Here is a 25,627-nt window from a genome sequence, read left to right on the forward strand (position 1 = left end):
AAAAGAAAGCCCCGCCAATGCGGGGCTTTTCTTTCTGCGCGATGTCGTTGGCATTGTGCTTCGCAGCATCAGTTTTCGTGCACCGCAACTTGCAAGCATCCAATTTCATCCCCTATGGTGCAATCGATTGCATTGCTGTGAATCGTTGCGTTTGATACCGGTTGGGAGGCCGGCAGGTGGATGTCCATCCATTCGATCAGACCGGCTCCGGCGACGGGCCTCACGCGGCGTGATGCGTTGCGCATGGCGGTTGCTGGAGGCGTAGCCCTGGGTACTGCGGGAGCGTTGCCTGCATTCGCCGCTGCGCCACTCAAAGGAAACCTGAAGCACTCCGTCGCCCGTTGGACCTTCCCGCAGCTGTCGGTCGCCCAGCTCTGCACGACGGTGAAGGACATCGGCTTCGCCGCCATCGACCTGGTCGGCCCGGAAGACTGGCCCACGCTGAAGGCGAACGGCGTCTACAGCTCGATGTGCAATGGCGCGGAGCTGGGCCTGACCAAGGGCTTTGCCGGCCGTGAGTTCCACGACCAGCTGATAGAGCGCTACACGCGGCACATCGATCTGGTGGCCGATGCCGGTTACCGAAATCTCATCTGCTTCTCCGGCAACCGCAATGGCATGGACCCCCACGACGGCATGGCCAATGCCGAGGCCGGCCTCAAGCGCATCCTCGGGCATGCCGAGAAGCGCGGCGTGGTGCTGGTGATGGAGCTGCTCAACTCCAGGGTCGACCATCGTGACTACCTGTGCGACCACTCGGCCTGGGGCGTGGAGCTGTGCCAGCGGCTGGGCTCGGACAATTTCGGCCTGCTCTACGACATCTACCACATGCAGATCATGGAAGGCGACATCATCGCCACCATCGGCAAACACCACGCCTGCTTCAAGCATTACCACACCGCAGGCGTGCCCGGCCGGAACGAGATCGGAGACCGGCAGGAGCTGAACTATCCGGCCATCTGCCGCGCGATCCGCGACACCGGTTTCAAGGGGTATCTGGCGCAGGAGTTCACGCCTGCCGCGCCCGATCCCGTTGCTTCATTGCGCGAGGCGATCCGCCTCTGCGACGTCTGAAACGATATCCACCCAGGTGAGAGACCATGGCAGATAATCACTACGACGCCATTGTTGTTGGCTCGGGAATCAGTGGCGGCTGGGCAGCGAAGGAGCTGACCGAGAAGGGCCTGAAGGTCCTGATGCTGGAACGCGGGCGCAACATCGAGCACGTCAAGGACTACGTCAATGCGATGAAGGAAGCGTGGGACTTCCCGCATCGCAACCGTCCGACGCAGGCCATGAAGGCCGCTTTTCCGGTGCTGATGCGCGACTACGGCCTGGCCGAGAACCTGGAAGGAATGTGGGCCAACGAGCAGGACTCACCCTACATCGAAACCAAGCGTTTCGACTGGTTCCGCGGCTACCACGTCGGTGGCCGCTCATTGTTGTGGGGCCGGCAGAGCTATCGCTTCTCCGACCTGGACTTCGAGGCGAATCTCAAGGACGGCATCGCCACCGACTGGCCGATCCGCTACGCCGACATCGCGCCGTGGTACGACCACGTGGAGAAGTTCGCCGGCATCGCCGGCACGCGCGAGGGACTGGACGTGTTGCCGGACGGCGAGTTCCTGCCGCCGATCCCGTTGAACATCGTCGAGAAGGATGTGGCCGCGCGGATCAAGAAGGCCTTTGGCGGCACCCGCCACATGATCCACTCGCGCACCGCCAACATCACCCAGCCGATGCCCGAGCAGGGGCGCGTCAACTGCCAGTATCGCAACAAGTGCATTCTGGGCTGTCCCTTCGGTGCCTACTTCTCGACCCAGTCGGCGACGCTGCCGGCGGCGATGAAGACCGGCAACCTGACCTTGCGGCCGTTCTCGATCGTCAAGGAAGTGCTCTACGACAAGGACCGCAAGCGTGCGCGCGGCGTGGAGGTCATCGACGCCGAAACCGGCCAGACCTACCAGTACACGGCCAAGGTCATCTTCCTCAATGCATCGTCCTTCAATTCGACCTGGCTGCTGATGAATTCGGCGACCGACGTCTGGGACGGGGGGCTGGGCTCTTCGTCGGGTGAGCTCGGGCACAACGTGATGGACCACCATTTCGGTGCGGGCGCCTCGGGCCGGGTCGAGGGCTACGAAGACAAGTACTACTTCGGTCGTCGTCCCTGCGGTTTCTACATTCCGCGGTTCCGCAACGTGGCCGCCGACAAGCGCGGCTACCTGCGCGGGTTCGGCTACCAGGGCGGTGCCAGCCGCACCGGCTGGTCGCGCGAGATCGCCGAGCTGAACATCGGTGCGGATCTGAAGGAGGCCCTGACCGTGCCGGGTGACTGGCGCATCGGCATGACCGGGTTTGGCGAAATGCTGCCGCACCACGACAACGCGATCCGTCTGGACCGGGAGCGCAAGGACAAGTGGGGGCTGCCGGTGCTGGCGATGGACGTGTCCATGCGTGCCAACGAGCTGGCGATGCGCAAGGACATGGCTGCTGACGCCGCCGAGATGCTGGAGGCGGCCGGGGTCAAGGACGTGAAGATGCACGACAACGACTACGCCCCGGGCAAGGGCATCCATGAGATGGGGACTGCGCGTATGGGACGTGACCGGAAGAGCTCGGTATTGAACGCGCACAACCAGGTGTGGGATGCGCCCAATGTGTACGTCACCGACGGTGCCTGCATGACCTCCAGCGCCTGCGTGAATCCGTCGCTGACCTACATGGCGCTGACCGCGCGCGCGGCCGACCACGCGGTACGCGAACTGAAAGCGGGGAACCTGTGATGGATCGCCGCGAACTGCTGAAGATGATCGTCGCCGCCACCGGTGCGGCCATGGTCGGCCTGCCTGCGCTGGTGCATGGCAAAGCGCCAGCGGCCGGGGCGATGGCCGCGTTCTCCGATGCCGATATCGGCACGCTGGACGAGATCGCCGAGACCATCCTGCCGCGGACCCGGACACCCGGGGCGAAAGACGCGGGCGCCGGTCTGTTCATGGCAACCTTCGTCAGCGACTGCTACACCGCCAGGCAGCAGGCGGTGTTCCGCGCCGGGCTGGCGGACATCGACAAGCGCGCCGGTGGCCGCTTCGTGTCGCTCACGCCGGAGGCGCGCACCGGGTTGCTGCGTACACTGGATGCCGAGGCCAAGGCGCGCAATGCGGACGTGACCGAGACCGGAACGCCCGAAGAGGGCGAAGCCATGCCGCATTACTTCACGATGATCAAGCAGCTGGCCATCTTCGGCTTCTTCACATCCAGGGTCGGTGCGACCGGGGTGCTGCAGTACGTCGCCGTGCCGGGGCGCTACGACGGTGACCTCGCCTATGTCCCCGGTACGCCCGCGTGGGGGACCAGCTGATGGACACCACCCTGATGATCCGCCCTGCGTTGATCACCGCCGGCCTGCTGGCCGCTGCATCGGCGTTCGCACAGGACAGTGCCGACGCTGTGCGTGACCCGAAGAAGACCGAAGTGTGGGCCCCTGTGCCCGCGACCGTGGCAACGCCGCCCGGCAAGGCACCGTCCGATGCGATCGTGCTGTTCGATGGCAAGGATGTCTCCGCGTGGGAGTCGGAGCGGGGTGGCCGCGTGCCCTGGAAGGTTGCCGGAGGCGCCATGACGGTTGTTCCGGGCAGCAAGGGCATCCGTACCCGGCAACCCTTCTGCGATGTCCAGCTGCATGTCGAATGGCGTACGCCCACCGAAACGAAGGGCTTCGACGGCCAGAACCGGGGCAACAGCGGGATCTTCCTGCAGGGACTCTATGAGTTGCAGGTACTCGACAGCTACAACAACCCGACCTACGCCAATGGCCAGGCGGGTTCGATCTACAAGCAGGCCATGCCACGGGTGAACGCCTCGCGCGCACCGGGCCAGTGGCAGGCCTACGACATCATCTGGAAGGCCCCGCGCTTCTCGCCGGGCGGCGGCCTGACGTCGCCCGCGCGGATCACCGTGCTGCATAACGGCGTGCTGGTACAGGACGATACCGTGCTGGCAGGCAAGACCGAATACATCGGTGCGCCTTCGTACGCACCGCATGGGTGCGCGCCGCTGTATCTGCAGGAACATGACTCCAAGGTCAGCTACCGCAACATCTGGGTGCGCGAGCTGTAGCGCCCACCCGCTACTTCGCCAGGTAGCTGGCGATGTCATCGATCTCCTGCTGTGACAGCTGCGGGAAGGGCGGCATCAGGCCGCCGCCCTTCCTGATCTTGTCCTTGACCTGGGCGGGCTGCAGCCGCTTGCCGACATCGGTGAGCGCCGGGAACGTCGGCGGTACACCGGTGCGTTCAGCACCGTGGCAGGCGGTGCAGTGCTGGGCGTAGAGTTTAGCGCCGGCGGCCGGGTCGTCCTTGGCCCACGCTGCCGGCGCAACGTTCATGCCGCCCAGGGCCACGGCCACTGCCAGGATCATTTTCATGTGGGGCTCCTTGATGCGTCACCGGTGGGCACGGGTGGGCAGGTTGGTGGTCAGGTGTCCACGCAGGTAGTCCGCGCCGGCCTGGATGACCTTGGCCGGGTCGCGTGGCTGGTCGTGTTCCACGATGTACCACTGCACGCCAGCGGTGGCGGCGGCCGGCAGGATCGCGTTCCAGTCCAGCACGCCCTGGCCGACCGCAGCGAATCCACCTTCGTCTTCGGCCTGGCCCTTGGGCGCATTGTCCTTGGCGTGTACCGCAAATACGTGGCCGCGGAACTTACCCAGCATCACTACCGGGTCCAGTCCCGCGCGCGCGACCCAGGCCAGGTCCAGTTCGGTCTGCAGTTCGGGTCCGGCGGCGGCGAACAGCAGCTCCAGTCCGGTCCTGCCATTGAAGTCGACCAGCTCGAAGTCGTGGTTGTGGTAGGCCAGCTGCATGCCCTTGCCGCGCACCTGCCTGGCAATCCGGCCCAGCTCCCGGCCCAATGCGGTCCAGCCGGCGGCATCGCGCGGACGATCCTTCTGGTCCAGGTAGGGCACCACCAGCGTGCTGTTGCCAATCGAGCGGTTGAAGGCCACCACGGCATCCAGGTTGTCGCGCAGCTCGGCCAGCTGAACGTGCGACGAAACCGCTTTGATCGAGTAACGGTCCAGCAACTGTTTCAGTTCCGCAGCGCTTGCATTCTGCGTACCGACAGTCTCCACCGCACGCACGCCCGCGTCGTGGACGATCTTCAGCTGTTGGTCGAGCGGGCCGGCGTTGCGCAGCGTGTACATCTGCACGGCGATGGGCTTCTGCGCACCGGCTGTGTTTCCTGCGAAGGCGGGCAGGACTGCGAGCAGCAGCAGGACGAGGGTTGCAGTTCTACGGACAGGGATGTTCATCAACAGATCCTCCCGGGATTCAACCGATGGCGGTCCAGGTGCGTGACCTGGCCGATGCAATGACACGATCAACGATCTGCGCCGAGCGCAGGCCGTCTTCGAAGGTGGGCAGGCCCTGCGGCCGCTCGCCGTCAATGGCGCGATAGGTGTCGGCCACGAACGCTTCGAAGCACTGCCCGTAGCCTTGCGCGTGTCCCGCTGGCAGCGGCGACAACCGGCGTTGTTCGGCACTGCCGGCGCCCGGGCCGCGCACGAAGATTTCCTCGCGCTGCTCGGGCAGGCCGATCCACAGCCGCTCGGCATCCTCCTGGTTGAACGCCACGCTGGCGTTGGCGCCGTCGATCTCGAACCAGAGCCGGTTGTGGCGTCCGGCCGAGACCTGGCTGACCGTCAATGACGCCAGCGTGCCCGCGCCGGTCCTGAACATCGCTGCGGCTACGTCCTCGCTCTCGACCGCTTGCTTTGCGCCGTCTGTCGCCGGCGTGCTGAAACTCTGGGAAGTGGTTGCGCTGCGCTCGGCGATCACCGTGGCAAACGCCGCGTTCACTTCGGCGAAGCACTCGCCGCTGACCCATTCAACCAGGTCGCACCAGTGCGACCCGATGTCGGCGAACACGCGCGATGTGCCGCCCAGTGCCGGGTCAACCCGCCAGTTGTTGCTGGCCGGATCCAGCAGCCAGTCCTGCAGGTAGCTGCCATGGATCAGGTGCAGCGGCCCCAGGTCGCCCTGCGCGATGCGCGCACGCGCCTCGCGGACCACCGGGTGGTAGCGGTAGACGAAGGGGACGGTGGCGACCAATCCGGTCGAGGCGGCCAGCGCCGCCAGCGCCTGCGCGTCGTCCAGCGTCGTCGCCAACGGTTTCTCGCAGATCACGTGCTTGCCGGCTTCCAGTGCGGCCTGCGCCATCGCGCGGTGCAGGTGGTTGGGCGTGCAGATGTGCACGACCTGTACCTGGGGATCAGCGACGACGTCCTCGATATCGCGATAGGCGCGCGGGACATTCCACACGTGCGCCACCTCGCGCGCGCGCTGCGGCGACGAGGCGGCCACGCCGCGCACCTCGGCGCCAGCCAGCAGTGCTGCGCGGCGATGCACCGCGCCGATCATGCCGGTACCAACGATGGCGATTCCAAGCGGGGGCATCGGCTGGTCTCCTCAGGGTGTGGACGACGCCGCCACCGCTACCGGGCGGTCGCGGAACAGCAGCAGGAAGGCGATCAGCACCACCAGTGCGACGCCGGCAGGGAACAACCAGATCTGCTGCCAGTCCGGGCCCGCTGCAGTGGTGAAGTGCTCCACCACCGCACCGGACAGGAAGGTACCGATCAACATGCCCACGCCATAGGTGGCCAGGGTGATGAAACCCTGCGCACTGCTGCGCGCGGCGGGGCCGGCGTGTGCGTCGGTGTAGATCTGGCCGGTGACGAAGAAGAAGTCGTAGCAGATGCCGTGCAGCACGATGCCGATCACCAGCAGCGGGAAGCCGCTGCCCGCATCGCCGAAGGCGAACAGGGCGTAGCGCACCACCCAGGCGGCCATGCCGACCGCCAGCATGGTCTTCACCCCCAGCCGCACGAACAGGAAAGGCATGGCGAGCATCAGCAGCACTTCGGACACCTGGCCCAGCGACTGCAGGCCGGCGGCGCCCTGCACGCCCAGGTCGTTGAGATACGGATTGGTGAAGTTGTAGTAGAACGACAACGGGATGCAGATGGCGATGGAGGCCAGGAAGAACACCAGGTAGGCACGCGACTTCAGCAGCCGCAACGAATCCAGCCCGAGGATCTGCCCCAGCCCGGCATCGCGCTGCTGTGCCAGTGGCGGCGTGTGCGGCAGGGTGAACGCATACAGGCCCAGCACCAGCGATGCCGCCGCCGCCATCCGGAAGGTCAGTTCAAGCCGATGCGCCTGTTCCCAGCCCAGCCAGCCGATCAGCACCCCTGCGACGATCCAGCCGACGCTGCCGGCCACGCGTACCAGCGGGAACTGCTTCTCCGGCGATTGCATGTGCCGCATGGCGACGCTGTTGGCCAGTGCCAGCGTCGGCATGAACAGCAGCATGTAGCCCATGACGCACGCGGAAAACACGCTGAAGCTGGTGGCGGTGGACGCCAGCCACATCAGCACCGCGCCGGCCAGGTGCAGTACCGCCAGGATGCGCTGTGCCGCGAAATAGCGGTCTGCGATCAGGCCGACCAGGAACGGCGCCACGATGGCACCGATGGACTGGCTGAGAAACGCCGTTGCCACCTGGCTTGCGCTGGCCTGCAGCGGGCCCTGTACCAGGTAGGTGCCCAGGGTGACGAACCACGCCCCCCAGATGAAGAACTGCAGAAACATCATCGCGCCCAGGCGCGACATGGCGTGCGTCATGGCTTGCCCTCCCGGGGCGGTCTTGGCTCAGATTCCCAGCATGCGGCGCAGTGATCCAGCGTCCGTGTCGCTCCCGGCAAAGTCGTCGAAGGCGCGTTCGGTCACATGGATGATGTGATCGCGGATGAAGGCGGCACCCTCGCGCGCGCCGTCCTCGGGGTGCTTCAGGCAGCACTCCCATTCCAGTACCGCCCAGCCCGGGAAGTCGTACTGGGCGAACTTCGAGAAGATCGCCTTGAAGTCGATCTGGCCGTCGCCCAGTGAACGGAAACGGCCCGGACGATCGATCCAGTCCTGGTAGCCCGCGTACACGCCACTGCGCGCGCTGGAGCGATACTCCGCGTCCTTGACGTGGAAGATGCCGATGCGGGCGTGGTAGCGGTCGATGAAACCGAGGTAGTCCATCTGCTGCAGCAGCAGGTGGCTGGGGTCGTAAAGGATTTTCGCGCGCGGGTGGTGATCCACCACATCGAGGAAGCGTTCGAAGGTCGCGCCGTCGTGCAGGTCCTCGCCGGGGTGGAGTTCGAAGCACAGGTCCACGCCGCAGGCGTCGAACACATCCAGGATCGGGCGCCAGCGACGGCCGAGTTCGGCGAAGGCTTCTTCCACCAGTCCCGGCGGGCGCTGCGGCCACGGATAGAAGTAGGGCCAGGCCAGCGCACCGGAGAACGTGGCGTGCGCGGTCAGCCCCAGGCGCTGGCTGGCCTGCGCAGCGAGCCGCAGCTGCTCCACGGCCCAGGCCTGGCGCGCCGGCGGGTTGCCGCGCACGTCTATGGGTGCGAATCCGTCGAACAGGCTGTCGTAGGCGGGATGGACCGCGACCAGCTGCCCCTGCAGGTGGGTTGACAGTTCGGTGATCTGCAGGCCGTGCCCGGCCAGCATGCCGGCAACATCGTCGCAGTACGCCTGGCTGCGGGAGGCCTCGGCCAGGTCGAACAGGTGGGGCGCGGAGGTGGGAACTTGTACGCCAGAATAGCCCAGACCCGCGGCCCATCCGGCCAGCGTGTCCAGCCGATCAAAAGGAGCCGTGTCGCCGATGAACTGCGCCAGGAACAGCGCTGGACCCTTGAGCGTCTTCAACGTGATTCGCCCTCGATGCAATCGATTGCATTATCCTAGCAGGGGCGCACGCAGGACCTGTTGTGCACTGCACAGCGGACAGGAGAACTAACGCCATCGCCACCATCTACGACATCGCCAGGCACGTCGGCGTCTCCGCAGGCACGGTGTCACGGGCGCTTTCCCGGCCGGACAAGGTGCTGCCGGCCACCCGTGCGCGCATCGAGCAGGCCGCCGCCGCATTGGGCTATGTGCCCAACACGGTGGCGCGCACGCTCAAGACCCAGCGCAGCGGCAAGATCCTGGTCACCGTCCCGGACATCGCCAATCCGTTCTTCGCACAGATCCTGCAGGGTGCGGAGGAGGCCGCGCAGGCGGTCGGCTACGCGGTTCTGCTGGGCGATACCCAGCATCAACCCGATCGTGAGGAGCGCTACGCACAGATGCTCCGGCGCAACGAGGCGGACGGCATGATCGTGCTGGGCCATCGCCTGCCACCGACCGCGCGCGAGATCGTCGAGCAGCGCGGCGCGGCTGCGCCGGTGGTCAATGGATGCGAGTTCGACCCCGCACTGGGCATCCCCAGCGTCCACATCGACAACGCGGCCGCCGCACGCGCGGTGATGGAGCACCTGTACGGCCTGGGGCACGAACGGATCGCCGTGGTCGGCGGGCCACCTGACAACCCCCTGCACCAGCAGCGGTTGGAAGGGGTCCGGGCCGCCGGCAAGGCGCGGGGTCGCCTGCGCCAGCTGAGCATCGTGCCGGGGGACTTTTCCGTTGAGTCCGGGCATGCGGCGGTGATTGCGCTGCTGGACGGCACGCCCGTGCCGACCGCGGTGTTCTGCTTCAGCGACCAGATGGCACTGGGGGCACTGGCGGCCTGCCGCGACCGGGGTATCCGCGTTCCGGACGAGCTCTCCATCGTCGGCTTCGACGACCTGGCCTCTTCGCGTTACCTCACCCCGCCGCTGACGACCGTCCGGCAGCCGATGCGTGAAATCGGCGAGCGCGCGGTCAACCTGCTGCTCTCCATCATCGAACAGGTCGATGTACCGCTTCAGCAGACGCTGGAGTTCAGCTTCATGCTGCGCGGTTCGACGGCGGTGCCCAGGCGGTAGCGGAGGCGAGGCAGGGCAGCCGGAGCAGGGCGGCCGGCCCGCGCGCCGTGCCACGACCTTGATCCCGAATTGACGCAAAGCTGTCAGACTCATCGCAGGCAGCCCGGCAAGGGCCGTAGCAGCAGGTGCGATCGCGCAGGGGGGGGCAATGCCATTCTTCACCGATTCGGCGGAAGGCGCGGTCGAAGGCATTGGCGCGGCACGTCGCATCGGCTGGATGCGTTTCGTCGGCAATGGACTGGGGGCAATCCCCATCGCTTCGATCATCCTCGAACGCCACGATGGGCCGCTGGCATGGACCCTGCTGCTGCTCAACGCGCTGGCGTGGCCTGCGCTGGCATTGATGCTGACCCAGCGCTCCGCCCAGCCCGCGCTCGTCCAGTTCCGCTGCATGGTGGCCGACTCCTTTTTCGGCGGTGGCTGGATCGCCTTCATGGCGTTGAGCGCGGTGCCCAGTGCACTGTTCACCGCACTGCTGGTGGCCGACAAGATCGCTGCCGGTGGCGTTCGCCTGGCGATGCGTGCCACGCTGGCCCTGCTGCTGGGCTTCGCTCTGACCTGGTGGACGCTCGGCTTCCCTTACCAGCCGGTCACCTCGCAGCGCACGATCGTGCTCAGTGTGCCGTTCCTGTTCGTCTATGGCATCGGCCTGAGCATCCTCAGCTGGCAGCTGGCGCGCCGGGTCAAATCGCAGAACCGCCAGCTGCAGCGGCTCAGCCGGATGGACCCGCTGGTCGAGCTGGCCAACCGTGGTTTCCTGATCCAGCGTGCGCAGCAGGCGCTGGACCGGGCCCAGGGCCAGGGCGGCCTTGCCTGCCTGCTGATGCTCGATGTGGACGACTTCAAGCGCATCAATGACTCGCATGGCCACCGCGCCGGTGACGAGGTGCTGCGGCATATCGCGGCGACATTGCGCACCGTTGCCCGGCCCGGTGATACGCCCGCGCGGCTGGGGGGCGATGAGTTCGTGGTGCTGCTGCGCGACTGCGCGCCGGTGGATGCGATGCACGTGGCCGAGCGGGTGCGCCTGCACCTGCTCGAGGCCGCGCGGCAGGCCACGCCGGGTGTGGAATTCAGCGTCAGTATCGGCATTGCGGCCACGCCGCGTGGCGGCAGTGTCGAGGACTGGTTGGCACTGGCCGACCGCGCGCTGTACCACGCCAAGCGCCAGGGCAAGAACACCGCCAGCTACGGCGAGTGAGCGCGCGTGGGGACGGCACGGCTGCTGCCGGCCGAGGATGAAATGCCCATTCATCCTGCACGCGGAATCAGCACGCCAATCCTCTACCATGGGCCACCCCGCCCGGACGCGCTCCCATGCAAGACGCTCTCGTTGCCCAGCCCAAGCCCCCCATTCCAAGGATCGCGGCGTGGCTGATGATGCTGCTGGGCATGTGGCTGGCGCTGAAACTGGGCCTGGTGGTCACCCTTCTGTCCGGCCTGCTGGTGTTCCAGCTGACCCACCTGCTGGCCTCCACCGTGGAAGGCAGGCTGCCGCCGGGACGCGCACGGGCGATCGCAGTGATCGTGCTCTCGGCGATCATCATCAGCGCGCTGGTACTGGCCGGGATCGGCGTGGCCTCGTTCTTCCGCAACGAGACCGGCGGCCCGGACGCACTGCTGGCGCGCCTGATGGAGATCCTCAACACCTCGCGGCACCAGGTGCCGGCGCTGCTGCAACCCTACATTCCCGAGGACATGCCGGCACTGCGCGCGGCGCTGAACGACTGGGCCGCCGAGCATCAGCGCCAGCTGGGCGTGGCCGGTACCTCGGTGGTACAGGTCGGTGTGCGCGTGCTGATCGGCATGGTGCTCGGCGCCATGATCGCGCTGTATGACGAACTGCCGCTGCCGAAGATGGGCCCGCTGGCGCAGGAGCTGATCGGGCGCACCAGCCGCCTGGCCACCGCGTTCCGCCAGGTGGTGTTCGCGCAGGTGAAGATCTCGCTGCTCAACACCGTGTTCACCGCGATCTTCCTGCTGGGCGTGCTGCCGTTGTTCGGCGTGCACCTGCCGCTGTCCAAGACCCTGGTGCTGATCACCTTCCTGGCCGGCCTGCTGCCGGTGGTGGGCAACATCATCTCCAACACGATCATCACCATCGTCGCACTGTCGGTCTCGTTCTACGTGGCGGTGGCGGCGCTGCTGTACCTGATCGTGATCCACAAGCTGGAGTACTTCCTCAACGCACGCATCGTCGGTGGTGAAATCCAGGCGCGGGCCTGGGAGCTGCTGCTGGCAATGCTGGTGATGGAGGCGGCCTTCGGCCTGCCGGGCCTGGTCGCCGCGCCGGTGTTCTATGCCTACGTGAAGCGCGAACTGGTCGACCAGCGCTGGATCTGACGCGGCGGGGCATGATGTGTTCGTCCCGGTTCCAGCGTTCGCACGACCTTGCCGGTGCGTTCGCGGCGGGCACGATATACCCACGGCCACGGCTGGCCCATTAGCGGCTTGGCGCCTGTGCAGGCGGCCGCTACAGTGTTCCGCACGACAGGGGAAATGTGCATGGCCCGCAAGGCGTCGCCCATCGGATTGCGGACCTGGGTCTGGATCCTGGCCGGGCTGTTCGTACTCTGTACGCTGCCGCTGATGGCCATCGCACTGGTGCAGGGCACGCTGCGCTTCACCGCCGCCGAGGACAACCTGGCCAGCCTGCGCCAGCTGCGGCAGACCTTCGACCTGGCCAACCGGGTGTCGGCCGAGCGCGGCCCCGCCAACAGCCTGCTGGGAGCCAATACGGCCGATGCGGCCGAACAGGCCCGGCTGGCCGCGCAGCTGGCGGTTGCGCGCAAGCGGGTCGACACTGCCCTGCTGCAACTGGACGCCGTGTTCAAGGCCGATCCGGGCGTGGTCGACGAGCATGGGCTGCTGGCCGACGTGCAACGTCGCCTGCAGTTGGCGCGGGCCGCGGTGGACCAGGTGGTGGCACAGCCGCACGACGCGCGCCGGGTGGAAGACGTGGAGCGCGCGATCAGCAGCATGTTCGCCGTGGTCGATCGCCTGCACGTGTTGACCTCGGCGCAGATCAGCGTGCTGGTCAGTGCCGACCGCGAAGCGGCGATCCCGGCGATGCAGGGCCAGGTGCTGATCGACCTGCGCGAGCATGGCGGCCGCCTGGCCTCGAACGTGATGGCGCCGGTGGCGGTACCGGGGGCCTGGCGTGACGAACAGGTGCAGGCTGCATTGCAGACCGAAGGACGCCTGCTGGAACTGTGGCGGCTGGCAGGCAGCCATGAAGCCGTGTTCCGCAGCGATCCGACGCTGTCCTGGCATTGGGACATGGCACGCCGCCAGTTCTTCGGCGAATCGCTACCGATGATCGAACAGCTGATCGAAGATGGACGGCGCGGCGTGCCGCCGCCGTGGACTGCCGCCGAGTTCACCACGCGCTACGTACCGACCCTGCGGTCGCTGGAAGCGCTGCGTGATGGTTACCTGAGCGTGTCCATCGCCCGTTTCGAGCGCACCCGCAACCGCGAAGCGACGCGCCTGGTGGTGCTGGTGGCGACAGTGCTGGGCACGCTGGTGGTGCTGGGCGTGGCGCTGCGCATTGCCCATCTGCAGATCCTGCGGCCGCTGCTGCAGGCGCAGAAGCAGGTCATCCAGATCGCCTCGGAAGCCCCCGGCCCGGAGCAGCATGTGACCCACCCGCTGGCCGAGATGCAGCGCCTGTTCGATGCCATCGAAGTGCTGCGCGAGAAGTCGCGCGAGCGCTCGGCATTGACCAGCGAGCTGCGCCAGCTGGCCGGCACCGATGAACTGACCGGGTTGTTGAACCGGCGCGCGCTGGACCAGAGGGTGCAGCAGCGCCATGCCGACGGTGGCAACAGCGCGGTGGTGATCCTGCTTGACGTCGATCGCTTCAAGGCCATCAACGACGGCCATGGGCATGCTGCTGGCGACCAGGTGCTGGTGCAGGTGGCACAGCTGCTGCAGCGTCACCTGCGCCGCAGCGACAGCATCGCCCGCTACGGTGGCGAGGAATTCCTGGTGCTGCTGGCCGACGGCGATCTGGCCGGCGGCCGCCAGTTGGCCGAGTCGCTGCGCGTGGCCATGCGGCAGCTGGACATCGCACTGGCCGGAGGCAACGTGCTGCGGGTCACTGCCAGCTTCGGCGTCGCCGAGGGGGGCACCGATGCGCTGGGCTGGCGCACCCTGCTGCGTGCCGCCGACGCGGCGATGTACCAGGCCAAGGCGCAGGGCCGCGACCGCGTGCGGGTGGCCGGCGGCGGCCGCAACGCACGTTGAGCACACGCATCAGCCGACGCGCGCATGCACGCGCCGCAGCGTGCGCGCGATCATCCGGCGGGCGATGGGACGCGGCACCGAGAGCCCGCGCCAGCGCAGCGCACCCACCCGGAAGGTAGCGCTGGCGGTAGCCAGTACCTTGCCGCCCGGGTCGGTCAGCCAGCCACGGGTGAAGGCGATGCTGCCCTTGCTGTGCTCGACCTCGCCCCAGCCGATGATCCGCCCGGGCCGCGCCGGACTGACGAAACTGGTCTTGGATTCCACCGTGACCGCGATGCGGTTGGCGGGCAGTGTGGCGTAGATCGCCGGCCCCATGCAGTCATCCAGCATCACCGACAGGAAGCCTCCCTGCACGTTGCCCATCGGGTTGGTCAGCATCGGCCCGGCGTCGAACTCGACATGGATGCGGCGCAGCGCATCGTCGTAGTCGACGAATCGCCAGCCGAGCAGGGTGCCCGCCTGGGAGGGCGGCAGATCACCGTTGACCACGCTGTAGAAGATCGATTCGGGATTCATGGGAGCCTCGATGGAGGGAGAGGAGGGAGCACGCATCAGGACAGTGCCAACAGGGCCAGCGCGAATCCGATGACCGACAGCAGCGCCACCATGGCGCCAGCGGGTACGGGTGTGCGTGCACCGGTGCGTCGCCGCACGCCGGAAGCGACCAGTACCGGCGGCACGGTGGCGACCAGGCAGAACAACTGGAAGGCCAGCAGTTGCGGCAGCGCGAAGTGTCCGCCGAAGAAGATCAGCCAGGCCAGCATCACGCCGGCGCCGGCCAGTGCGATCCAGCCGGCGCCGACTACGCGGATGAGTGCCATCAGCAGCACCTGCATGCGCGGTTCGATCTCCGCCCACGACATGCCCACGGCCTGCGCGTGGTAGGGCATGAAGTCGGAACGTTTCAGATAGGCCGCAGCAAACAGCGAGACAATGAAGAACGCCAACAGGTAGCAGCCGAACGCGAGCCAGGCGAACAGATCCATGTGGAGGCCATGCGGTTGCAGAGGAGTCGCCGCGTGCACGCCGCCTGCCATGCCGGTCGTGCCACGGGGTTGCGCGATTCTCGGGCACCCCCCTGTTAGCCGGCTGTGGTGCTTCGCAGGGGCATTCCTCCATCTGCCTTTAACGTGGGTGTGGTGGTGTGGAGTACGTCACACACAGACCACGCGCCCTATCTCGTTTCCCGTGAAGAGGCCGCAAGTGCTCATCCACTTTCCGGTCACCGCTCTGCGCAGACGCTGGGCGTCCCTCCGATCAAGGACCGCGCCGTGACCCAGCTCACCCTCCCAGAACTTGCCAAGAAAATGGCCGGCATCGATTTCACGATGCTGCAGACCCACGCCGGTGGAGAAATTGCCGGTCGCCCGATGAGCAACAACGGTGACGTGGACTATGACGGTGACAGCTGGTTCTTCACCATGGAAGACACCGACATGGTGCGCGAGATCGAGGCTGACCCCACCGTCGCGCTGGGTTTCTCCGGCAGCAAGTCGCTGCTGGGCAAGCCGCCGCTGTTCGTGCACGTGCAGGGAAGGGCGGCGCTGGTGCGCGATCGGGCCACGATGCGCGAGCACTGGGTGAAGGACCTGGAACGGTGGTTCGAACAGGGAGTGGATACACCGGGACTGGTACTGATCCATGTGCGCGCCAGCCGCATCCACTACTGGGATGGCGAGGACGAGGGCGAAATCACAGCCTGATCCCGGCGCGGGGAGGCCGGCGGCAACGCGGCCATTGCACGCCACGCCCGGGCTTTGCCATCCTCCCCGCTGCGTTCCGTACCGTGGAGTTCCAATGCGCCCTGCCTCCTGGCTGATCCTGGCCCTGCTGCCTGCCCTGGCGGCGGCGCAGCCTGCGCGTGCACCCAAGGCCAGCGCACAGGCGCAGGTCCCTTTCAGTGAGTTGTTCGATACCGCCTGCATGCAGCACATCGGCGCGCCGGCGCGGTTGCAGTCGTTGATGGAATCAAACGGGCTGTCACCGCTGCAGCCTGCCGAGGCGGCAACGTTGCTGCAGGGGCAGTCGGGCGTGGCCTGGATGGTGCCGCTGGCCAGCGGCCGCTATGCGGTCAGCTGGGCTGACGATGGCACGTGCACGGTCTACGCCGAAAAGGCCGACGCGGCGGTCGTGCAGAAGGGCTTTGCCCGGTTGGTGCAGGCGGCGCCGAAGCCGTTGCAGGCGCGCTCGCTGCCAGGCCGTGGGCCGTTGTCGGCGGACCAGGTGGCGATCCAGTACGGCTGGGCCACGCCGGGGCAGGCCAAGCTGCAGGTGCGTTTCCGGCTGGTCACGCGGCAGGCGGCCGAGGCCGGCGTGCAGGCGATGGCCTCGGTGACGCCGGGCGAAGCGATGCTGGAGCAGGCTGCACCCAGCCGGTAACGCTGGCCCCGCGCCGCGCAGACCGCCCCTGCCTGCGATTCAGCCTTTCACGCAGGTTGTGATATATCGTTTATCGATAAATCCACCCGGGGCGGCGAGGCCGCCCCAATGCCGGAGGCCGCTTGACCGCTCGTCCCGCCCGCGCCAGGCCCGCGCGAGGCTTGTTCACCCTGGCCCAGGCCGCCGTCCAGGCCGTCCGGGCGATGTGCTGGCTGGGCATCCTGGCCGCACTGCTGGCGGTGCCGCTGGTCGCCCACGACCGCCGCTGGCTGCTCGACAACGTCCACGATGCCGCTGCCGCTGCTGCACACGGCAACGCTCTGTTCCTGCACTTCTGCCTGGGGCTGGCTGCGATCGTCGCGCTGCTGGTGCTGTGCCTGCTGTTCCTGCGCCATCTGCTGCGGCTGCTGAAATCGGCGGCGCGCGAAAGGCCGTTCACCCACGCCAATGCGCAGCGCCTGCAACGGATGGCGTGGCTGATGCTGGCGATGGAGCTGCTGTCTATCCTGATCGGCGCCTACGCGGCCTGGATGGGTCCCGACTTCACCTGGATGGAGGTGGGCGGCGGCATGTCGATCACCGGGCTGGTGGCGGTGCTGATGCTGTTCGTGCTGGCACGCGTCTTCGCCGTGGGGGCGGCGATGCGCGATGACCTCGACGGTGTCATCTGATGGCAATCATCATCACCCTGGACCGCGTGCTGCAGGAACGGGGCATGACCCTGTCCGAGCTGGCCGGGCGCATCGACATCACCCTGGCCAACCTGTCGATCCTGAAGACCGGCAAGGCGCGCGCCATCCGCTTTTCCACGCTCGATGCGATCTGCCGCGAGCTGCAGTGCACGCCTGGCGACCTGCTCGGGCACGACCCGTCGCGCGCGCAGGACGCAGACTGAGTGTTTGTTCTTCTCCCTTACCTACTGACGAAACGGACCTGAAATGGAATGGTTGGCTGACCCCTCGATATGGATGGGCCTTGCAACCCTGGTCGTGCTTGAGATCGTGCTCGGCATCGACAACCTGGTGTTCATCGCGATCCTGGCCGACAAGCTTCCCCCACACCAGCGCGACCGCGCGCGGGTGATCGGCCTGGCGCTGGCCCTGCTGATGCGGCTGGTGCTGCTGGCGGCGCTGGCCTGGATCATGAAACTGACCGAGCCGCTGCTTACGCTGTTCGAGCACAGCTTTTCCGGGCGTGACCTGATCCTGCTGGGCGGTGGCCTGTTCCTGCTGTTCAAGGGCACCATGGAGCTGCACGAACGGCTGGAAGGCCGCGAGCACCACGACGATGGCAAGAAGGTCTACGCCAGTTTCGCCATGGTCGTTGCGCAGATCGTGGTGCTCGATGCGGTGTTCTCGCTGGATTCGGTGATCACTGCGGTCGGCATGGTCGACAACCTGGGCGTGATGTACGCCGCGGTGACCATCGCGATGGCGCTGATGCTGCTGGCCAGCAAGCCGCTCACCCGCTTCGTCAACAAGCACCCGACAGTGGTGGTGCTGTGCCTGGGCTTCCTGCTGATGATCGGCTTCAGCCTGGTGGCCGAAGGCCTGGGCTACAAGATCCCGAAGGGCTATCTGTACGCGGCCATCGCGTTCTCGATCCTGGTGGAAGCCTTCAACCAGTGGGTGCGTTTCAACCGTGAGCGCAACGAGCGCCGCCAGCCCTTCCGCCAGCGCACCGCCGACGCCGTTCTGCGCATGCTGGGGGCACGCCCGGCCAACGGCCACGACGATGGCCACGGCGAGGAAGAACATGCAGACGAGGAGCGGCTGCAGCCGGCCGAGCACGAGATGATCCGCAGCGTGCTGGGCCTGGCCGATCGCCCGGTGTCCAGCGTGATGACCGTGCGCGCCGACGTGCAGTGGATCGACCTGGCCCGTGGCCACGAGGATGTGGTGGCGCGCGTGGTGGCATCGCCGCATACCCGCCTGCTGGTGGGTGAGGGTGACCTGGACAGCCTGCGTGGCGTGGTGCAGAGCCGCGACCTGCTGGCCGACCTGCTGCAGGGCAAGCCACTACAGCTGGAAGGCAACCTGCGTGAGCCGCAGTACGTACTGTCCAGTGCCAGTGCGCTGCAGGCGCTGGAGCTGATCCGCCAGCATCCGGTGCCGCTGGCGGTGGCCGTGGACGAGTACGGCAGCGTGGAAGGCCTGGTGACCGCCAATGACCTGCTGGCGGCCATTGCCGGCGACCTGGCCGACACCCAGGACGAACGCTACGGCGTGGTGGCGCAGGGCGAGGACGAATGGGAGGCCGATGGCGCGCTGACTCTCGATGACCTGCAGCGGATGACTGGCGTGGATCTGCCGCGCAGCGCCGATTACATGACCATTTCCGGCCTGGTGCTGGACCAGCTGGGGCGCCTGCCCGACGTGGGCGACAGCGTGGAAGTGGCCGGTTTCCGCATCACCGTGCTGGCGATGGAAAAACGCCGTATCGCCCGCCTTCGGGTGCAGCGCCTCGACGGAATGGCTTGACGCACCTGTTGTTGTAGCGCCGAGCCCATGCTCGGCTGCAGGTTGAAATGCCGAGCATGGGCTCGGCGCTACACAACACGACCCGCAGCCGTCACCATGGCGGCCCGCTTTCTTTCCAGGATGGTTGCAGTGCTGAGTACGATCGGTTTGTTGATGGGCCTGTATGTGGCCTGGCGCCTGTTCTGGCCACTGCGCATGCCCACTTGGCTGAAGGTCGTGCTGTCGCTGCTGCTGGTGGGCGTAGCCGTGCAGCTGCGTATCGTCGCCGCCTTCTGGGGCACCATGGCGTCGCCGGAAATTCCGAAACTGGCCATCGCCACGCTGGCCACCGGCTCCACGGCGGTGTTGCTGTTGGCGTTGCTGATGCTGGCGATGGATGTGGGCCTGCTCGCGTCCCGCCTGCTGCGCTGGCCACGTGCGGTAGCCGCATTGCGCACGCGGCGCTTGCGGCCGGCGGCCAGCGTGCTGGCCCTGCTGGTCAGTGGGTATGGCGTCAGCCAGGGCATGGCGGTGCCCAAGCCCCGGCAGATCGAGGTGAGCATCGCCGGGCTGCCCGCTGCGTTCGACGGCTATCGCGTGCTGCAGCTGACCGACATCCATGCCAGTCGCCTGCTGACCGGCGACTGGGTGCGCAGGGTGGTGGATGAGAGCAACGCACTGACGCCGGACCTGATCGTGATCACCGGCGACCTGATCGACGGCAGTGTCGAGGCCCGCCGTGACGACGCGCGTCCACTCGCGGACCTGCGGGCGCCGGACGGCGTCGTCGCCATCACCGGCAACCACGAGTACTACGCGCAGTACCAGGCGTGGATGCAGGCGTTCCGCGCGCTGCACATGCAGGTGCTGGAGAACAGCCACCTGCAGGTACGCCGTGGCGACGCGGCGCTGACCATTGCCGGGGTCACCGATCCGGTGGCCGCACGCTACGGCCTGCCGCTGCCGGATCTGGACGCCGCCTTGGCCGGCGCCGATCCCGCTGCGCCCGTGATCCTGCTCGATCACCGCCCGCGCAATGCACGTGCGGCAGCGGCGCGCGGCGTCAAACTGCAGCTGTCCGGCCATACCCACGGCGGGCAGATCATCGGCATGGACCAACTGGTGAAGCGGGCCAATGGTGGCTTCGTGTCCGGCCGCTACGACGTGGATGGGATGACGCTGTACGTGAGCAATGGTGCGGGCCTCTGGGCCGGTTTCCCGGCACGCATCGGCGTGCCTTCGGAGATCACCCTGGTAACATTGCGCCGCGCGCCGTGACCTGAAGTGGGGCAGATCCCTTTCCGCCGAGAATTGGCTGCCTATCGTGCTGGGATCCCTCTGTAGAGCCGAGCCCATGCTCGGCTGAACCAGAGGCAGCCGAGCATGGGCTCGGCTCTACAAGTAACCGCCTCCTTGAGAACTCCGCAGCGGTGGCCGCGCATGCGCGCTTCGGCGCAGCGCCTGCGCCCGCTTGGCGATCCAGCGCACCACAAAGGCGGTGAACAGCAGTGCCGACGGCACCGCATACCAGAAGTTGCCTGGCACGCGCTTGAAGTACGAGTAGGTGAACACCGCCGCGATGATCCACATGCCGGTGACGTGCAGGCGACGCCAGGCGGTGGGTCCCATGCGCCGGGCGAGCCCCCGGTGCGAGGTGATGGCCAGCGCCAGGATGGCGATGTAGCCCACCGTGCCCGGGAGGTTGGCCAGCGCGGATCGTGCTGGCCAGAACGCCGGGTTGAGGATGCCGAAACTGGTGATGGCGATGGCATGCAGCAGGTGCGAGAACGCGAAGGACAAACCGACGGTGCGCCGTTCGCGCAGCAGGAACCGGGTGAACGGGCCGGGCAGAAGACTGGCGAACGACGATGCGGTGAACGCCGCCAGGAACAGCAGGAACGATGTGCGTGCAGTGACCCGGATCGCTGCTCGGCTGCCCTCGGCCACATCGGCATGCAGGACGAACGCGCCCAGCGCGAAGGCGATCAGTACCGCCGCGATGGCCACGAACAGGCGCCAGCCGTGCAGCAGAGGGGGATTGGAAACGGCCATGATCAAACCTCGAAGTAGGGGATGGGTAGCACCGGCCGCTGGCCGGTCAAGGAACGGGTAGTGCCGGCCGCTGGCCGGCAACCTCAGAAAGCAGGCAATGCAACCAGCACGCCCGCCGCGCACAGCTCGCCCAGAACGGGCACGCAGGCCAAGCGCAATGCGTCCGTTGCCATGCCATGTGTTTCGGACAGCACCTGCAGTGCCTCATCCACAGGCGCGCCGTCGTCACCGAAGACCGATAGCAGCGCGTAGGCCAGCGGTGACGGTTGCTCGACCTGCAGGCTGAAATCGGCGCGGCGCCGGATCACCAGCAGCGTGGGAGCTGCGCTCAGCACCGGCTCCAGGGCCTCGTCCTCGTGCACCGGCCACTGGTAGCCCAGCACCCGCACCAGCGGCGAAACCGCCAGCACATCGCTGCCCCCGGGAACGCGGTGCAGCGACCGCCCGGCGTCACGCGCTTCAATGTGCAGCGACTGCTGCGTGCTCTCGTAGTGCGCCAGTTCCGCTGCCCAGGCCGGGAGTGCCAGCGTGTCCTGCACTGCCAGCCAGGCCGCGAACTCGCCGGCGATCTGTGGGAACAACGGGGTCTGGCAGGCGTGGCGGGCGTAGTAGTGCTCCACTGTGTCACGCCAGCGTGGCGTGCCCAACTGCTGTTGCAGGCGCGGCAGGCTGCCGGCCAGCAGAGTGTCCAGGCTGTCGATGCACAGGCGGCGGTAAACCGCCAGCCTGCCCGCCTCGACGCCGTCGGGTGCGGCCATTGCTGGGTCGCGCACATGATCGGCCCAGCGCCGTTGCAGCGTAGCCAGCGACTCAGCCATGGGCCACCTCGGGTGAACGTGCCTCGACCTGCGCTTGGCGGATCTGCGCAACCTCGGTCAGCAACTCCGCCAGCGGCGGGAAGTTGAAGTCGCGTTCGAGCAGCGTGGGGCGCACGCCGACCCGCGCATAGGCCTCGCGCAACAGCGTCCAGACCACGCCTTTCACCGGGGCACCGTGGGTATCGATCTTGAAGCCATCGTCTTCATCGAAGTGGCCCGCGACGTGCAGCGAGGCGACGCGGTGGGCCGGCACGCGGGCCAGGAATTCGAAGGCGTCATAACCGTTGTTGCAGGCGTTGACGAAAACGTTGTTGACGTCCAGAAGCAGGTCGCAGTCGGCTTCGGCGAGCACGGCGTTGATGAAGTCGATCTCGCTCATGTCCGCGCCGGCAACGGCGTAGTAGGAGATGTTCTCCACGGCGATGCGTCGGCCCAGCATGTCCTGTACCTGGGCGATGCGACCGGCGACATGGTGTACAGCCTCGGTGGTGAACGGCAGCGGCAGCAGGTCGTAGACATGGCCGCCGGCGGCGCAGTAGCTCAGGTGTTCGCTGTACAGCTGCACCTGGTGCAGGTCGAGGAAGGCACGGGTCTGTGCCAGCAGGGTGCGGTCCAGCGGATCAGGACCTCCCAGCGACAGCGACAGGCCGTGGCAGGTCAGGGGATGGCGCTCGCTGAGCTGGCGCAGCGCGGCGCCGTGTGCACCGCCGACGCCGATCCAGTTGTCAGGGGAGACTTCGAGGAAGTCGATGGCACCGGCCGGCATTGCCAGCAGTTCGTCGATCAGGCCACGGCGCAGGCCAAGACCGGCGGCATTGAAGGGCAGGGGCAGGGACATGGCGGATGCTCCAGAGAAAGGGCGCCGCCTTGAAGGCGGCGCCGGTTGGACGTCGATCAATCGGCAACGCGGGAGAACAGGCCCTTCGGCATCGGCTTGCCGTTGGCGGTGTAGACGCTGCGCAGGTAGTCGTGCGCTTCCTGCTCGCTGATGTAACCGTCGTGGTCGGTGTCGATGCGGTCGAACTCGGCAGCACGCTTGGCGGCCACGGCGTTGAACTCGGCACGGGAGACCTTGCCGTCGTGGTCACGGTCGGTGCGGGCAAACGAGGCGTCACCGCACTTGCCTTCACCACACTGGCCTTCGGCCACCTTGGCCTTGCCGGCGGGCTTGCCGGCGGTGGCCTTGTTGGCCCCGCACTTGCCTTCGCCGCACTTGCCTTCGGCGGCGGCGCTCATGGCTACGGCGCTGATCGCCAGCGGTTGGATCGCTGCGGCCTGGCCGGCCAGCAGCAGGCCACCGGCCAGGGCGATGCCGATGGCACCCATGCGCGGCAGGCGGGAGGAGGGGGTGTTCTTGGTCGAGACGGACATGGTGGTGACTCCTTGGGAATGGCACGCCAGGCGTGCGGGATGGACGCCGCCGAAGAGGCGACGGAAAGCGAAACGCGCGGGAACAGGGGAGTCGGCTCAGGCGGCGCGGCGACGGCGCAGCAGATGGCCCAGCAGCAGCACACCGCCGAGCAGGGCGCCACCGAAGCCGATGCCGGGCAACAGCGCGGCAACCGGCAGCAACAGGGCGATCAGGCTGACGCCCCAGCCCAGGCCGTCACTGCCGACGGGGGCATGCTGTGGGCCGGCCAGCAGCCGGTCCACGCTGAGTGCGCCACCGCCGTTGAGGATCAATGGCAGCAGCATGGCCAGGAACAGCAGCGGCAGCTTGAAGTTGCCGTAGCCCTGGTCGGTGATCGCATAGCCCTGCCAGAGTTCACCCAGGCCGTTCCACTGGTCGGGCCAGTGCACGGCGGCGATGGCGACCACCGTCAACACCCAGAAGACGTAGGCCACCGAGCGCGTGGCCAGGCCGAGCAGCAGCATCACCGCACCCACCAGTTCCAGCCAGGTGGCCAGCTGCCAGTTCAACGATGCGGGCAGGGTGGAGAACGGGAACGGGAAGCGGCCTTCCAGGTCGGCGAACCAGTTCTGGCCGCCCAGCTTCTCGCGGCCGGACTCAAAGAACTCCCAGGCCAGCAGCGTGCGCAGCGCCAGTGGCGAGAGCCAGCGGCCGACGGCGTCCAGGCGGGGGGTATACACGGAAGAGGCGGTGCTGATCATGGTGGTGTCCTGCGGGCCAGTGGTCGATGGAGGCCATTCCAGGCGGTGCAGGTATCGGCAACGTGTGCCGTTGCCCGGGGTTTTGTCAGCGACTGTGGCCGCGACCGGGGTTTCGTACAGTCGGATACAAAGACGATGCGTGGATGCACATCGGGGCGTTGCGCGCGCGCGGGGAACGATATCCAGCCGGTAGCGGCCGGCCTGGCCCGGCGCGCGAATGTATCCCACTGTAGAAACCCGCCTGCGCCCTACAGTCCGGTACAACTCCGCGCTACGGAGAAACAGCGCCGATACACCGGCAGGCGGAAATGGCCACTCCCAACACCGGAGTGCCACCCATGATCCGTATCTCCTTGCTTGCCGCCGCTCTCGCCCTGGCCAGCGCTGCCGCCCCCGCCTTCGCTGCCCAGGCCGATATCGCTGCACCGCCCACCGTCATCCTGGTGCACGGCGCGTTTGCCGATGGCTCCAGCTGGAGCAAGGTCATCACCACGCTGCAAGACTGGAAGGTGCCGGCGGTGGCGGTGCAGAACCCGCTCACCTCGTTGGCCGACGATGTGGCCGCCACCCGCCGCGCGATTGCCGCCGCGCCCGGCAAGGTGGTGCTGGTCGGCCACAGCTGGGGTGGCACGGTCATCACTGAAGCGGGCAATGACCCGAAGGTGCAGGCGCTGGTGTACGTGGCGGCCTTCGCACCGGATGCAGGGCAGTCTTCAGCGCAACAGGGCGAAGGCTTCCCGGTCGGGCCGGGCCTGGCCCGGCTGCAGGAGAGGGATGGCTACCTGACGTTGCCGGCCGATGCCATCGCCCAGGACTTCGCGCCGGACGTGATGAAAAAGTCGGCCGCACTGCTGTACAGCACGCAGGTCCCGTTGAAGGCCAGCGCGCTGGGCGAGGTGGTGAACGTTGCGGCGTGGCGCAGCAAGCCGAGCTGGTACGTGCTCAGTCGTGATGACCGCATGCTGTCGCCACAGCTGCAGGCCGCGACCGCACGTCGCATCGGTGCACAGCTGCAATCGATCGGCAGCAGCCATGTGTCGCTGCTTTCGCATCCGGCGCAGGTGGCCGACAGCATCCTGGAAGCGGCGGGGGTGAAGCCGGCGGAACTGCCGCTGGCCGAGCAGGGGGGCTGAACGATGGCCGCCCTGCGAGGGTACGCACTGCCGTTGCTGCTGGGCCTGCTGGGCGGAGCAGCGTTGTTGCTGGCCTGGCCCGGCCCGGAGGCCGGTGCGCAGTCGGCACAGGCCCTTCCCGCCGCCGGGTTCGACGGTGGCGGGCCTTGGCACAACAGCTCGCCGCTCACACTGAAGCAGTTGCGGGGGCAGGTCGTGCTGGTCGAGTTCTGGACCTATACCTGCAGCAACTGCCTCAACGTGGCGCCGTATGTCCACCAGTGGCATGCACGCTACGCGCCGCAGGGCCTGAGGGTGATCGGCGTGCATACGCCGGAGTTCGCCCATGAAGGGCTGCCCGGCAACGTGCGCAAGGCCATCGCACGGTTGGATATCACCTGGCCGGTGGTGCAGGACAACCAGTACCGGATCTGGAACGCCTGGGGCAACCGCTTCTGGCCCGCACTGTACCTGCTCGACCGGCAGGGGCGGGTGGTCTACCGCCATTACGGCGAGGGCGACTACGCACGTACCGAAAGCGAGATCCAGCGCCTGCTGGCCAGCCCCTGAGCCGCGCTACCA

The 25,627-nt window shown here is 67.2% G+C and carries 28 protein-coding genes; 16 read left to right on the top strand and 12 right to left on the bottom strand.

Annotation, left to right across the window (positions count from 1 at the left end):
* The first annotated feature begins 180 nt into the window (after window positions 1-180).
* Genes ACMGRF_RS03480 through ACMGRF_RS03495 form a run of 4 tightly spaced genes read left to right on the top strand, consistent with a single transcriptional unit; the run spans window position 181 to window position 4,119 of the window.
* Complete coding sequence (locus tag ACMGRF_RS03480) at window positions 181-1,074, top strand: hydroxypyruvate isomerase family protein (protein ID WP_134708964.1); 894 nt, start codon at window positions 181-183, stop codon at window positions 1,072-1,074.
* Window positions 1,075-1,100: 26 nt separating this feature from the next.
* On the top strand, window positions 1,101-2,786 hold the full coding sequence (locus ACMGRF_RS03485; RefSeq protein ID WP_049416498.1) for a GMC oxidoreductase: 1,686 nt from the start codon (window positions 1,101-1,103) through the stop codon (window positions 2,784-2,786).
* Window positions 2,786-3,361: a gluconate 2-dehydrogenase subunit 3 family protein gene (locus ACMGRF_RS03490; protein ID WP_049416500.1), complete on the top strand. Its 576-nt coding sequence runs from the start codon at window positions 2,786-2,788 to the stop codon at window positions 3,359-3,361. The genes ACMGRF_RS03485 and ACMGRF_RS03490 overlap by 1 nt, the downstream gene beginning before the upstream one ends.
* Complete coding sequence (locus ACMGRF_RS03495; protein ID WP_049416541.1) at window positions 3,361-4,119, top strand: DUF1080 domain-containing protein; 759 nt, start codon at window positions 3,361-3,363, stop codon at window positions 4,117-4,119. The genes ACMGRF_RS03490 and ACMGRF_RS03495 overlap by 1 nt, the downstream gene beginning before the upstream one ends.
* 10 nt (window positions 4,120-4,129) lie before the next feature.
* Here the strand turns inward: ACMGRF_RS03495 and ACMGRF_RS03500 are convergent, their stop codons facing one another.
* The 5 genes from ACMGRF_RS03500 to ACMGRF_RS03520 are packed head-to-tail and all read right to left on the bottom strand — an operon-like array spanning window position 4,130 to window position 8,765.
* Window positions 4,130-4,426, bottom strand: coding sequence for a c-type cytochrome (locus ACMGRF_RS03500; protein WP_049416501.1), 297 nt, complete (start codon window positions 4,424-4,426; stop codon window positions 4,130-4,132).
* A gap of 18 nt (window positions 4,427-4,444) precedes the next feature.
* Entirely contained in the window at window positions 4,445-5,311 is an 867-nt protein-coding gene (locus ACMGRF_RS03505) for a sugar phosphate isomerase/epimerase family protein (protein WP_049416503.1), read from the bottom strand.
* 19 nt (window positions 5,312-5,330) lie between these two features.
* Entirely contained in the window at window positions 5,331-6,455 is a 1,125-nt protein-coding gene (locus ACMGRF_RS03510; protein WP_100477699.1) for a Gfo/Idh/MocA family protein, read from the bottom strand.
* 12 nt (window positions 6,456-6,467) lie between these two features.
* Entirely contained in the window at window positions 6,468-7,685 is a 1,218-nt protein-coding gene (locus ACMGRF_RS03515; RefSeq protein WP_100477700.1) for a nucleoside permease, read from the bottom strand.
* Window positions 7,686-7,712: 27 nt separating this feature from the next.
* Window positions 7,713-8,765: a sugar phosphate isomerase/epimerase family protein gene (locus ACMGRF_RS03520; protein ID WP_100477701.1), complete on the bottom strand. Its 1,053-nt coding sequence runs from the start codon at window positions 8,763-8,765 to the stop codon at window positions 7,713-7,715.
* 95 nt (window positions 8,766-8,860) lie between these two features.
* Here ACMGRF_RS03520 and ACMGRF_RS03525 point away from each other — a divergent pair, with 95 nt between their 5' ends.
* From ACMGRF_RS03525 to ACMGRF_RS03540, 4 genes are all read left to right on the top strand, one after another.
* Entirely contained in the window at window positions 8,861-9,865 is a 1,005-nt protein-coding gene (locus tag ACMGRF_RS03525) for a LacI family DNA-binding transcriptional regulator (RefSeq protein WP_414485904.1), read from the top strand.
* Window positions 9,866-10,013: 148 nt separating this feature from the next.
* The gene (locus ACMGRF_RS03530; protein ID WP_414485631.1) at window positions 10,014-11,066 is read left to right on the top strand and encodes a diguanylate cyclase; all 1,053 of its coding nucleotides are present in this window, start codon (window positions 10,014-10,016) and stop codon (window positions 11,064-11,066) included.
* Window positions 11,067-11,182: 116 nt separating this feature from the next.
* Entirely contained in the window at window positions 11,183-12,208 is a 1,026-nt protein-coding gene (locus ACMGRF_RS03535; RefSeq protein ID WP_072168658.1) for an AI-2E family transporter, read from the top strand.
* 162 nt (window positions 12,209-12,370) lie between these two features.
* Window positions 12,371-14,113: a diguanylate cyclase gene (locus ACMGRF_RS03540; protein WP_312546837.1), complete on the top strand. Its 1,743-nt coding sequence runs from the start codon at window positions 12,371-12,373 to the stop codon at window positions 14,111-14,113.
* Between the two features lie 9 nt (window positions 14,114-14,122).
* Here the strand turns inward: ACMGRF_RS03540 and ACMGRF_RS03545 are convergent, their stop codons facing one another.
* Both ACMGRF_RS03545 and ACMGRF_RS03550 read right to left on the bottom strand, forming a co-directional pair.
* A complete protein-coding gene (locus ACMGRF_RS03545) occupies window positions 14,123-14,629 on the bottom strand; it encodes a PaaI family thioesterase (protein ID WP_414485632.1) in 507 nt (168 codons plus the stop codon).
* Between the two features lie 35 nt (window positions 14,630-14,664).
* A complete protein-coding gene (locus tag ACMGRF_RS03550; protein WP_312546836.1) occupies window positions 14,665-15,099 on the bottom strand; it encodes a hypothetical protein in 435 nt (144 codons plus the stop codon).
* 285 nt (window positions 15,100-15,384) lie between these two features.
* Between ACMGRF_RS03550 and ACMGRF_RS03555 the strand changes: the two genes are divergently transcribed.
* From ACMGRF_RS03555 to ACMGRF_RS03580, 6 genes are all read left to right on the top strand, one after another.
* Complete coding sequence (locus tag ACMGRF_RS03555) at window positions 15,385-15,816, top strand: pyridoxamine 5'-phosphate oxidase family protein (protein ID WP_111191517.1); 432 nt, start codon at window positions 15,385-15,387, stop codon at window positions 15,814-15,816.
* Between the two features lie 94 nt (window positions 15,817-15,910).
* A complete protein-coding gene (locus tag ACMGRF_RS03560; protein ID WP_414485633.1) occupies window positions 15,911-16,492 on the top strand; it encodes an NMCC_0638 family (lipo)protein in 582 nt (193 codons plus the stop codon).
* A gap of 203 nt (window positions 16,493-16,695) precedes the next feature.
* Window positions 16,696-17,163: a DUF2975 domain-containing protein gene (locus tag ACMGRF_RS03565; RefSeq protein WP_099486882.1), complete on the top strand. Its 468-nt coding sequence runs from the start codon at window positions 16,696-16,698 to the stop codon at window positions 17,161-17,163.
* On the top strand, window positions 17,163-17,387 hold the full coding sequence (locus ACMGRF_RS03570; protein ID WP_049416521.1) for a helix-turn-helix domain-containing protein: 225 nt from the start codon (window positions 17,163-17,165) through the stop codon (window positions 17,385-17,387). Before ACMGRF_RS03565 ends, ACMGRF_RS03570 begins: the two co-directional genes overlap by 1 nt.
* A gap of 43 nt (window positions 17,388-17,430) precedes the next feature.
* Window positions 17,431-18,972 (top strand): TerC family protein, encoded by a 1,542-nt coding sequence (locus tag ACMGRF_RS03575; protein ID WP_414485634.1) that lies wholly within the window; start codon window positions 17,431-17,433, stop codon window positions 18,970-18,972.
* A gap of 120 nt (window positions 18,973-19,092) precedes the next feature.
* Window positions 19,093-20,229: a metallophosphoesterase gene (locus ACMGRF_RS03580; protein ID WP_414485635.1), complete on the top strand. Its 1,137-nt coding sequence runs from the start codon at window positions 19,093-19,095 to the stop codon at window positions 20,227-20,229.
* A gap of 117 nt (window positions 20,230-20,346) precedes the next feature.
* On the opposite strand, the gene ACMGRF_RS03585 is transcribed toward ACMGRF_RS03580, so the two are convergent.
* The 5 genes from ACMGRF_RS03585 to ACMGRF_RS03605 form a co-directional block, all read right to left on the bottom strand.
* On the bottom strand, window positions 20,347-21,003 hold the full coding sequence (locus ACMGRF_RS03585) for a ferric reductase-like transmembrane domain-containing protein (protein ID WP_262258150.1): 657 nt from the start codon (window positions 21,001-21,003) through the stop codon (window positions 20,347-20,349).
* Between the two features lie 83 nt (window positions 21,004-21,086).
* The gene (locus ACMGRF_RS03590) at window positions 21,087-21,821 is read right to left on the bottom strand and encodes a DUF2063 domain-containing protein (RefSeq protein WP_049438581.1); all 735 of its coding nucleotides are present in this window, start codon (window positions 21,819-21,821) and stop codon (window positions 21,087-21,089) included.
* Window positions 21,814-22,659, bottom strand: coding sequence for a DUF692 domain-containing protein (locus tag ACMGRF_RS03595; RefSeq protein ID WP_049438582.1), 846 nt, complete (start codon window positions 22,657-22,659; stop codon window positions 21,814-21,816). Before ACMGRF_RS03595 ends, ACMGRF_RS03590 begins: the two co-directional genes overlap by 8 nt.
* Window positions 22,660-22,715: 56 nt before the next feature.
* Complete coding sequence (locus tag ACMGRF_RS03600; RefSeq protein WP_134708962.1) at window positions 22,716-23,192, bottom strand: EF-hand domain-containing protein; 477 nt, start codon at window positions 23,190-23,192, stop codon at window positions 22,716-22,718.
* Window positions 23,193-23,288: 96 nt separating this feature from the next.
* Complete coding sequence (locus ACMGRF_RS03605; RefSeq protein WP_111191509.1) at window positions 23,289-23,933, bottom strand: DoxX family protein; 645 nt, start codon at window positions 23,931-23,933, stop codon at window positions 23,289-23,291.
* Window positions 23,934-24,271: 338 nt separating this feature from the next.
* Between ACMGRF_RS03605 and ACMGRF_RS03610 the strand changes: the two genes are divergently transcribed.
* Together ACMGRF_RS03610 and ACMGRF_RS03615 are read left to right on the top strand one after the other, a co-directional pair.
* Window positions 24,272-25,066, top strand: coding sequence for an alpha/beta fold hydrolase (locus ACMGRF_RS03610; protein WP_049416535.1), 795 nt, complete (start codon window positions 24,272-24,274; stop codon window positions 25,064-25,066).
* A 3-nt stretch (window positions 25,067-25,069) separates the two neighbouring features.
* Window positions 25,070-25,615: a redoxin family protein gene (locus tag ACMGRF_RS03615; protein ID WP_099495242.1), complete on the top strand. Its 546-nt coding sequence runs from the start codon at window positions 25,070-25,072 to the stop codon at window positions 25,613-25,615.
* Window positions 25,616-25,627 lie beyond the last annotated feature (12 nt).

It is taken from the genome of Stenotrophomonas sp. EMP41 (assembly GCF_047495535.1).
Lineage (GTDB): Bacteria > Pseudomonadota > Gammaproteobacteria > Xanthomonadales > Xanthomonadaceae > Stenotrophomonas > Stenotrophomonas sepilia.

Bases quoted from the DNA above. Each gene is read 5' to 3' on its own strand.
- ACMGRF_RS03480 (WP_134708964.1), top strand. From the start codon at position 181: ATGTCCATCCATTCGATCAGACCGGCTCCGGCGACGGGCCTCACGCGG.
- ACMGRF_RS03485 (WP_049416498.1), top strand. From the start codon at position 1,101: ATGGCAGATAATCACTACGACGCCATTGTTGTTGGCTCGGGAATCAGT.
- ACMGRF_RS03490 (WP_049416500.1), top strand. From the start codon at position 2,786: ATGGATCGCCGCGAACTGCTGAAGATGATCGTCGCCGCCACCGGTGCG.
- ACMGRF_RS03495 (WP_049416541.1), top strand. From the start codon at position 3,361: ATGGACACCACCCTGATGATCCGCCCTGCGTTGATCACCGCCGGCCTG.
- ACMGRF_RS03500 (WP_049416501.1), bottom strand. From the start codon at position 4,426: ATGAAAATGATCCTGGCAGTGGCCGTGGCCCTGGGCGGCATGAACGTT.
- ACMGRF_RS03505 (WP_049416503.1), bottom strand. From the start codon at position 5,311: ATGAACATCCCTGTCCGTAGAACTGCAACCCTCGTCCTGCTGCTGCTC.
- ACMGRF_RS03510 (WP_100477699.1), bottom strand. From the start codon at position 6,455: ATGCCCCCGCTTGGAATCGCCATCGTTGGTACCGGCATGATCGGCGCG.
- ACMGRF_RS03515 (WP_100477700.1), bottom strand. From the start codon at position 7,685: ATGACGCACGCCATGTCGCGCCTGGGCGCGATGATGTTTCTGCAGTTC.
- ACMGRF_RS03530 (WP_414485631.1), top strand. From the start codon at position 10,014: ATGCCATTCTTCACCGATTCGGCGGAAGGCGCGGTCGAAGGCATTGGC.
- ACMGRF_RS03535 (WP_072168658.1), top strand. From the start codon at position 11,183: ATGCAAGACGCTCTCGTTGCCCAGCCCAAGCCCCCCATTCCAAGGATC.
- ACMGRF_RS03540 (WP_312546837.1), top strand. From the start codon at position 12,371: ATGGCCCGCAAGGCGTCGCCCATCGGATTGCGGACCTGGGTCTGGATC.
- ACMGRF_RS03545 (WP_414485632.1), bottom strand. From the start codon at position 14,629: ATGAATCCCGAATCGATCTTCTACAGCGTGGTCAACGGTGATCTGCCG.
- ACMGRF_RS03550 (WP_312546836.1), bottom strand. From the start codon at position 15,099: ATGGATCTGTTCGCCTGGCTCGCGTTCGGCTGCTACCTGTTGGCGTTC.
- ACMGRF_RS03560 (WP_414485633.1), top strand. From the start codon at position 15,911: ATGCGCCCTGCCTCCTGGCTGATCCTGGCCCTGCTGCCTGCCCTGGCG.
- ACMGRF_RS03565 (WP_099486882.1), top strand. From the start codon at position 16,696: ATGTGCTGGCTGGGCATCCTGGCCGCACTGCTGGCGGTGCCGCTGGTC.
- ACMGRF_RS03570 (WP_049416521.1), top strand. From the start codon at position 17,163: ATGGCAATCATCATCACCCTGGACCGCGTGCTGCAGGAACGGGGCATG.
- ACMGRF_RS03575 (WP_414485634.1), top strand. From the start codon at position 17,431: ATGGAATGGTTGGCTGACCCCTCGATATGGATGGGCCTTGCAACCCTG.
- ACMGRF_RS03580 (WP_414485635.1), top strand. From the start codon at position 19,093: ATGGTTGCAGTGCTGAGTACGATCGGTTTGTTGATGGGCCTGTATGTG.
- ACMGRF_RS03585 (WP_262258150.1), bottom strand. From the start codon at position 21,003: ATGGCCGTTTCCAATCCCCCTCTGCTGCACGGCTGGCGCCTGTTCGTG.
- ACMGRF_RS03590 (WP_049438581.1), bottom strand. From the start codon at position 21,821: ATGGCTGAGTCGCTGGCTACGCTGCAACGGCGCTGGGCCGATCATGTG.
- ACMGRF_RS03595 (WP_049438582.1), bottom strand. From the start codon at position 22,659: ATGTCCCTGCCCCTGCCCTTCAATGCCGCCGGTCTTGGCCTGCGCCGT.
- ACMGRF_RS03600 (WP_134708962.1), bottom strand. From the start codon at position 23,192: ATGTCCGTCTCGACCAAGAACACCCCCTCCTCCCGCCTGCCGCGCATG.
- ACMGRF_RS03605 (WP_111191509.1), bottom strand. From the start codon at position 23,933: ATGATCAGCACCGCCTCTTCCGTGTATACCCCCCGCCTGGACGCCGTC.
- ACMGRF_RS03610 (WP_049416535.1), top strand. From the start codon at position 24,272: ATGATCCGTATCTCCTTGCTTGCCGCCGCTCTCGCCCTGGCCAGCGCT.
- ACMGRF_RS03615 (WP_099495242.1), top strand. From the start codon at position 25,070: ATGGCCGCCCTGCGAGGGTACGCACTGCCGTTGCTGCTGGGCCTGCTG.